Raw genomic sequence first — 6786 nt, forward strand, 5'->3', positions numbered from 1 at the left:
TACTGACACATGTCCATCGTCACCGATCCCGTCGACACGACGAGTCCCGTCGCCTCGACCGACATCACCGGCGACTCCGTCGCCACCAAGAAGGTGCCCGGCGGGCAACTGCCGCTGTGGCGGCTGCTGCTCCGCGACAAGTTCGCGACCGTCGCCGCCGGCATCCTGACCTTCATCCTGCTCACCGCGATCTTCGGTCCGTGGCTGGTCGGGGACGCCGCCACCGACCAGAACCTGGACGAGTCGAACCTCCCGCCGTTCAACCTCGACACGGGCTGGATGAACGTCCTGGGCACCGACCCACTGGGTCGCAGCATGCTCGCCCGGCTCATCGTCGCCTGCCAGACCACGCTGATGGTCTCCCTACCCGCGGTGATCATTTCGTGCGTCGTGGGCTCGGCGATCGGCATGTGGGCCGGATACCACCGCGGCTGGCGTGAGACCACCGCGATGCGCATCGCCGACGTCATCATGAGCTTCCCGTCGCTCCTGCTCGCAGTCGTGATCCTGTACGTGTTCTCGCCGAGCGCCGCCAACATCATCGCGGTGCTGGCGATCACCCGGATCCCGATCTACCTACGGACCGCGCGGGCCGAATCCGCCGAGTTGCAGAGTCGCGTGTTCGTGGACGCGGCGCGGACCTTCGGTGCGAGCAGCGGTGCGATCCTCCGCGGTCACGTCCTGCCGATCCTGCTCCCCACGCTGCTCACCGTGGCCACCCTCGACTTCTGCTACGTGATGCTCGCGGAGTCGTCGCTGTCGTTCCTCGGCATCGGTATCCAACCGCCCGACGTCAGCTGGGGCCTGATGGTGTCGCAGGGCCGGACCTACCTGCAGACCGCATGGTGGCTGTCGTTCTTCCCGGGCCTGGCGATCGTCATCACGACCGTGTCGGCCACGATGCTGGCCGCGTGGGCCCGCATCGCGACCGACCCCGGTCAGCGGTGGCGACTGACCACCCCGAACGCCCGGAAGCGGTTCTTCTCCTCACGAAAGGCGCTGCGATGAGTGCTCCTGCCCTCGACCGGCCCGACGCCGGCACCGACGACCGGGTCGCACTCGACGTCGTCGACCTGACCGTGGATCTGCGAACGCCCACCGGTACCGTGCGGGCGGTCGACCACGTGTCCTTCCGCGCCCGTCGTGGCGAAACCCTGGCGCTGCTCGGCGAATCCGGGTGTGGCAAGTCGATGACCGCACAGGCGCTCGTCGGGTTGCTCGACCCGATCGCCTCGGTCTCGGACGGATCGATCGTCCTCGACTCCGTCGACCTCGTCTCCGCCTCGGCGTCGAAGCGACGCGAGATGGCCGGCACCGAACTCGCGATCGTGTTCCAGGACGCGCTGACCGCCCTCAACCCGGTGTACCCGGTCGGGACCCAGCTCGCCGAACCGTTCCGCATCCATCGCGGGATGTCGAAGAAGAAGGCCCGCCTCGAGGCGATCGAACTGATGCGGCACGTGGGCATCCCGGAACCGGAGTCGCGGGTCGACTCCTACCCGCACCAGTTCTCCGGCGGGATGCGGCAACGTCTGCTCATCGCGATGGCGGTCGCGCTGAGCCCCAAGGTGCTGCTCGCCGACGAACCCACCACCGCGCTCGACGTGACGGTGCAGGCCCAGATCATGGCGCTGCTGGGGCGCCTCCGGGCCGAACACGACATGGCGGTCGTCCTGATCACCCACGACCTCGCGCTCGTCGCCGAGCAGGCCGACCGCGTCGCGATCATGTACGCGGGCAATGTCGTCGAGACCGGGCCGGTGGCCGAGGTCTTCGGCAGTCCGAAGCATCCGTACACCAAAGGACTGCTCGATTCCGTTCCCGTCAGCGCCGAACGGGGGGCCGATCTCAAGTCGATCGGCGGTACGCCGCCCGACCTGCACTCGATCCCGACTGGCTGTGTGTACCAGGCGCGGTGTCCGCTGGCCCGCGCGCAGTGCGTGCAGCAACGGCCGACGCTGACGACCACCGGCACCAACCGGGCCGCGGCCTGCCACTTCTCGGAGGAGATCGACAATGCCTGAGACGACCAGCCTCGCCAAGACGCCCGGCCTCGCCAAGACGCCCGGCCTCGCCAAGACGCCCGGCCTCGACAAGGCGCGCGGTGCCGCGGCCCCGCTCGACTCGAGCCGGGTCCTCGAAGTACGCGACGTCGGAAAGACCTTCGCGGTGTCCGGCAAGGGCGGCCGCAAACAACTCCGGGCGCTCGACGGGATCGATCTCGATCTCCGCCGCGGCGAGACACTCGGTCTGGTCGGCGAATCCGGCTGCGGCAAGTCCACTCTCGCCCGAACGCTGATGATGCTCGAGCGGCCCGACACCGGCACCGTCCGCTGGGACGGCACCGACCCCTACCGGCTCAAGGGCAAGGACCTGCTCGCCCTGCGCCGCAAGGTGCAGATGGTCTTTCAGGATCCGTATGCCTCGCTGAACAATCGGATGACTGCGGCCGAGATCATCGGCGAGCCGTGGCGTACCCACAAGGACCTGTACCCGCGCAAGCGCGACCGGGCCGCCCGCGTCCGTGAACTGCTGCATCTCGTCGGGTTGCGGCCGAGCGACGAACACCGCAGTCCGCAGGAGTTCTCGGGTGGTCAGCGTCAGCGCCTCGGAATCGCCCGTGCGCTCTCGCTCGATCCCGAGGTGATCATCTGCGACGAGCCGGTGTCGGCGCTGGACCTCTCGGTACAGGCGCAGGTGCTGAACCTGTTGAACGAACTCCAGCAGGAACTCGACATCTCCTACATCTTCATCTCGCACGATCTGTCGGTGGTGCGGCATGTGGCCGACCGGGTCGCGGTGATGTACCTGGGCCGAATCGTCGAAACAGGCAGTACCGAAGCCGTGTTCGACCATCCTGCGCATCCCTACACCGAGGCGCTGATGTCCGCGGCACCGACGCTCGACGCCGACAACCGCCGTGAACGAATCCTGCTGAGCGGCGAGGTGCCCTCGCCTCTCAACCCACCGTCGGGCTGCCGGTTCCGGACACGCTGCGCACACGCCACCGACGTCTGCGCGACCGCGCTGCCGCCGGCCGTCACCGATCGGCAGGAGGCCGGACACATCGCCGAGTGCTATCACCCCCGCGGACGGGTCGGCCTGGGCATGCCCGCCCCGGCGGCGTGAACACGCCCGGCGGTACGAAGGCCGTACTGGCGTGAGCGTCGTGGCATGCGTGACCATCGCGGTGGCCGTGTTCCTCGCGTCCTGCATGCAGGCGTCCATCGGTTTCGGGATGGGCATGCTCGCCGCGCCGGTGGTCGCCCTGGTGGCGCCGACACTGCTTCCCGGCATGCTGATCGCTTCAGCGACGACGGTCACGCTGCTGGTGGTGATCCGCGAGCGGGGAAGCCTGGACTTCCGCGGTACCGGGTGGGCTCTGGCCGGTCGGGTCCCCGGGACCATCGCCGGCGCCTTGCTGCTGGTCTGGTTGCCCACCCGCGGTCTGTCACTGCTGTTGGCGGCGGTCGTGCTCGGCGGTGTGGTGATCGCCTCCGTCGGCTGGCGGCCGGCACCGGTACGCCGCAACCTGGCGACCGCGGGCGCGGCCTCCGGATTGCTCGGCACGGCCACATCGATCGGCGGCCCACCGATGGCGCTGGTGTACTCCGGCGAGGAGAACGCGCACGTGCGTAGCAACATGAGTGCGTTCTTCCTCGTCGGCAGCCTGATGTCGATGGCAGCGCTCGCCGCGACCGGCAGCGTGAGCGCCGAGATCCTCTGGGCGTTCCTCGCCCTGACACCGGTCGTCGTCCTCGGTTTCATCGCTTCCCGCGCCGTCAACCGGGTACTCGACCGGGATCGGCTCCGCACCGTGTCGATCACAGTGTCGGCCGTAGGCGCGGCACTGCTCATCGGCCAGCAGATCTTCTTCTGACACTTCTGAAAGGACCTCACCATGACGACAGCCACATCGACGTCCACGACGACTCCGGTGGTCACCGAGATGCGGGTGATCCCCGTCGCGGGACGAGACAGCATGCTGCTCAACCTGTCCGGCGCACACGCCCCGTTCTTCACCCGGAACCTGGTCGTGCTGACCGACTCCGAAGGCAACCAGGGGGTCGGTGAGGTCCCGGGCGGCGAACCGATCCGCACCACGCTCGACGACGCGCGACCGATCGTCGAAGGTCGCGGTATCGGTGAGTACAACGCGGTCCTGCAGGACATCCGGCGCACGTTCGCCGATCGTGACCGTGGTGGCCGCGGGGATCAGACCTTTGATCAACGCATCACGATCCACGCGGTGACCGCCGTCGAATCGGCACTGTTGGATCTCCTCGGCCAGCACCTCCGCGTGCCGGTGGCGGCGCTGCTCGGCGAGGGACAGCAGCGTGATCGGGTTGCTGCGCTCGGCTATCTGTTCTTCGTGGGGGATCGCACCAGGACAACGCTGGACTACGCCGACGGTGCCGGCGAGACCGATGACTGGATGCGTTTGCGTCATCAGGAGGCCCTTGATGCCGACGGTGTCGTCGCACTCGCCGAGGCGGCCCAGAAGCGGTACGGCTTCGCCGATTTCAAGCTGAAGGGCGGGGTTCTGTCGCCTGACGAGGAGGCCGACGTCGTCACCGCGCTGGCGGAACGCTTCCCGACGGCCCGGGTGACGCTCGATCCCAACGGCGGCTGGTTGCTCGACGAGGCGATCCGGATCGGCGGACGCTTGCGCGATGTGGTCGCCTACGCCGAGGACCCGGTGGGACCGGAGGGCCGGTTCTCCGGCCGTGAGGTGATGGCCGAATTCAAGCGCGCGACCGGGTTGCCGACCGCGACCAACATGATCGCGACCGACTGGCGCGAGCTCGGGCACACGATCCGCACGAATGCGGTCGACATCCCGCTGGCCGACCCGCACTTCTGGACCATGGCCGGCTCGGTGCGCGTCGCGCAACTGTGTGATGCCTGGGGGCTCACCTGGGGATCGCACTCCAACAACCACTTCGACGTGTCACTGGCCATGTTCACGCACGTCGCGGCCGCTGCGCCGGGCGAGATCACCGCGATCGACACGCACTGGATCTGGCAGGACGGACAACGTCTCACCACCGAGCCGTACGAGATCGTCGACGGTCACCTCACGGTTCCCGACCGGCCGGGTCTCGGCGTCGAACTCGACATGGAGCAGGTGGAAGCCGCTCATCAGCTGTACCGTTCCGAAGGGCTCGGGGCGCGGGACGACGCGATCGGGATGCAGTTCCTCATCCCGGACTGGACGTTCGACAGCAAACGACCCGCGCTCGTGCGGAGCTGAGGTCGTGGCGGAAACGCGCGGCGACGACCTGAAAGTCGTGGTGGGTGAGCGGAACTTCGTGCCGCACCGCGAGTTGTTCGAGAGCCTGTTGCCCGCGGGTGTGGACACGTCCTGGCACGCGGCCTTCGACGAGGCCGCGCTCGTGGCCGATCTGGCAGACGCCGACGTCTACGTCGGCGGTCGGGTGACCCCGGCGATGGCTCGCGCGGGATCCGGTCTGCGGCTGGTGCTGACCGGTGGCGCCGGCACCGACAAGGTCAGTTTCGGTGACCTCGCGGCGAACACCAAGGTGGCCAACACCTTTCATCACGAGGATTCGATCGCCGAGTACATCGCCGCCGCAGTGGTCACGGTGCGCCGAGGTCTCCTCGGCCAGGACGCCGCGCTACGCCAGGGGATGTGGGCCTCGGCGGTGTACCGCGACGGGGTGGAACAGCCGCGGACTCTGCGTGGCGCGATGATCGGCTACGTGGGTTTCGGCCACATCGGTCGACGAACCGCGGACCTGATGGGTGCCTTCGGCGCGCGGGCCTGTGCGGTGACCGGGTCCGGCCGGGTCGCCGACGACACCGGGCTCGAATGGTACGGCGACACCACTGATCTCGATCGTCTGATGGACGAATCCGATGTCGTGGTGGTCTCTGCGCCGCTGACCGCGAGTACCACCGGGATGATCGACGCCGGCCACCTGCGGCGGCTCGGGCCCGTGGGTGTGCTGGTCAACGTGGGCCGCGGCCCGCTCGTCGTCGAGCAGGATCTGTACGAGTCCCTCCGGGACGGGTTGGTCGGCGGAGCAGCGCTCGACGTCTGGTACCGCTATCCGACGGGCAGCGATCGAGCGGACCCGTCGGGCCTGCCGTTCGGCGAACTGCCCAACGTGCTGATGACGCCGCACATCTCGGGGGTCACCCGTGACACGTTCGTCGGGCGGGTGCGCGACATCACCGACAACATCTCCCGGTTGCACTCGGGGCGAGAGGTCCTGCGGGTGGTCGCGCCGTCCTGATCGCGACGCGCGGCATGCTCCTACTCCGAAAGGAGCGCCTCTCAATGCTTTTCGAGGCGCGCCTGGAGCTTGCGGAGGGACCCCGGTCCCCGATCCGAAAGATCGACACACCATTTGCTCCCTAATCCGAAAGAGCCTCAACACCGCTGGTCTGTGGGGTGCAAGCGATGCCCTCCCTCTGCTCCCTGAGGTGCGAGGAGCGCCAGCGACGAGCCACGAAGGGCCTGGTGTGACAGGTTGCGGAGCCCTTCGTGGCTCGCTTCGCTCGCACCTCAGGGAGCAGAGATGGGGACGCTCAAGAGTGTTCTTTCGTAGTCCACGACGGCCGCCAGGCCGCAGGTACTGAGGTGCGAGGAGCGTTAGCCGCCGGGCCGAGCAAGCGACGAAGGAGCGCGTCGAGATCGACGAGCCTCGAGGGGTTTGCGACGCATGGCGGGTTCTAGCGATCCCCGCAACACCCTGGCTTTCAGGGAGTTGCGGGGATCGTGGTTTCTGCAGAGTTGAAGGATCGGTTCTTCGAGGCGCT

Annotated in this window: 6 protein-coding genes; all 6 read left to right on the forward strand. The window is 68.0% G+C overall.

The genetic code is table 11. From position 1 onward, the window contains the following. The first annotated feature begins 9 nt into the window (after positions 1–9). The 6 genes from ACFVHY_RS13755 to ACFVHY_RS13780 are packed head-to-tail and all read left to right on the forward strand — an operon-like array spanning position 10 to position 6260. On the forward strand, positions 10–1008 hold the full coding sequence (locus ACFVHY_RS13755; RefSeq protein ID WP_390272554.1) for an ABC transporter permease: 999 nt from the start codon (positions 10–12) through the stop codon (positions 1006–1008). Then, positions 1005–2024 carry an ABC transporter ATP-binding protein gene (locus ACFVHY_RS13760; RefSeq protein ID WP_390272556.1) on the forward strand — a complete coding sequence of 340 codons (1020 nt, stop codon included), beginning with the start codon at positions 1005–1007 and terminating at the stop codon, positions 2022–2024. The genes ACFVHY_RS13755 and ACFVHY_RS13760 overlap by 4 nt, the downstream gene beginning before the upstream one ends. Then, positions 2017–3129 carry an ABC transporter ATP-binding protein gene (locus tag ACFVHY_RS13765; protein ID WP_390272558.1) on the forward strand — a complete coding sequence of 371 codons (1113 nt, stop codon included), beginning with the start codon at positions 2017–2019 and terminating at the stop codon, positions 3127–3129. The genes ACFVHY_RS13760 and ACFVHY_RS13765 overlap by 8 nt, the downstream gene beginning before the upstream one ends. 31 nt (positions 3130–3160) lie before the next feature. Then, positions 3161–3880: a sulfite exporter TauE/SafE family protein gene (locus ACFVHY_RS13770; RefSeq protein ID WP_159370987.1), complete on the forward strand. Its 720-nt coding sequence runs from the start codon at positions 3161–3163 to the stop codon at positions 3878–3880. A 21-nt stretch (positions 3881–3901) separates the two neighbouring features. Next, positions 3902–5254 carry an enolase C-terminal domain-like protein gene (locus tag ACFVHY_RS13775; RefSeq protein WP_390272561.1) on the forward strand — a complete coding sequence of 451 codons (1353 nt, stop codon included), beginning with the start codon at positions 3902–3904 and terminating at the stop codon, positions 5252–5254. A 4-nt stretch (positions 5255–5258) separates the two neighbouring features. Beyond that, positions 5259–6260, forward strand: coding sequence for a 2-hydroxyacid dehydrogenase (locus ACFVHY_RS13780; protein WP_390272563.1), 1002 nt, complete (start codon positions 5259–5261; stop codon positions 6258–6260). The last annotated feature ends 526 nt before the right edge of the window (positions 6261–6786 follow it).

The sequence above is a fragment of the Gordonia sp. NPDC127522 genome, assembly GCF_042672305.1.
GTDB lineage: Bacteria > Actinomycetota > Actinomycetes > Mycobacteriales > Mycobacteriaceae > Gordonia > Gordonia hongkongensis.

Excerpts from the sequence above, each read along its gene's own strand:
- ACFVHY_RS13755 (WP_390272554.1), top strand. The coding sequence starts at position 10 with ATGTCCATCGTCACCGATCCCGTCGACACGACGAGTCCCGTCGCCTCG.
- ACFVHY_RS13760 (WP_390272556.1), top strand. The coding sequence starts at position 1,005 with ATGAGTGCTCCTGCCCTCGACCGGCCCGACGCCGGCACCGACGACCGG.
- ACFVHY_RS13765 (WP_390272558.1), top strand. The coding sequence starts at position 2,017 with ATGCCTGAGACGACCAGCCTCGCCAAGACGCCCGGCCTCGCCAAGACG.
- ACFVHY_RS13775 (WP_390272561.1), top strand. The coding sequence starts at position 3,902 with ATGACGACAGCCACATCGACGTCCACGACGACTCCGGTGGTCACCGAG.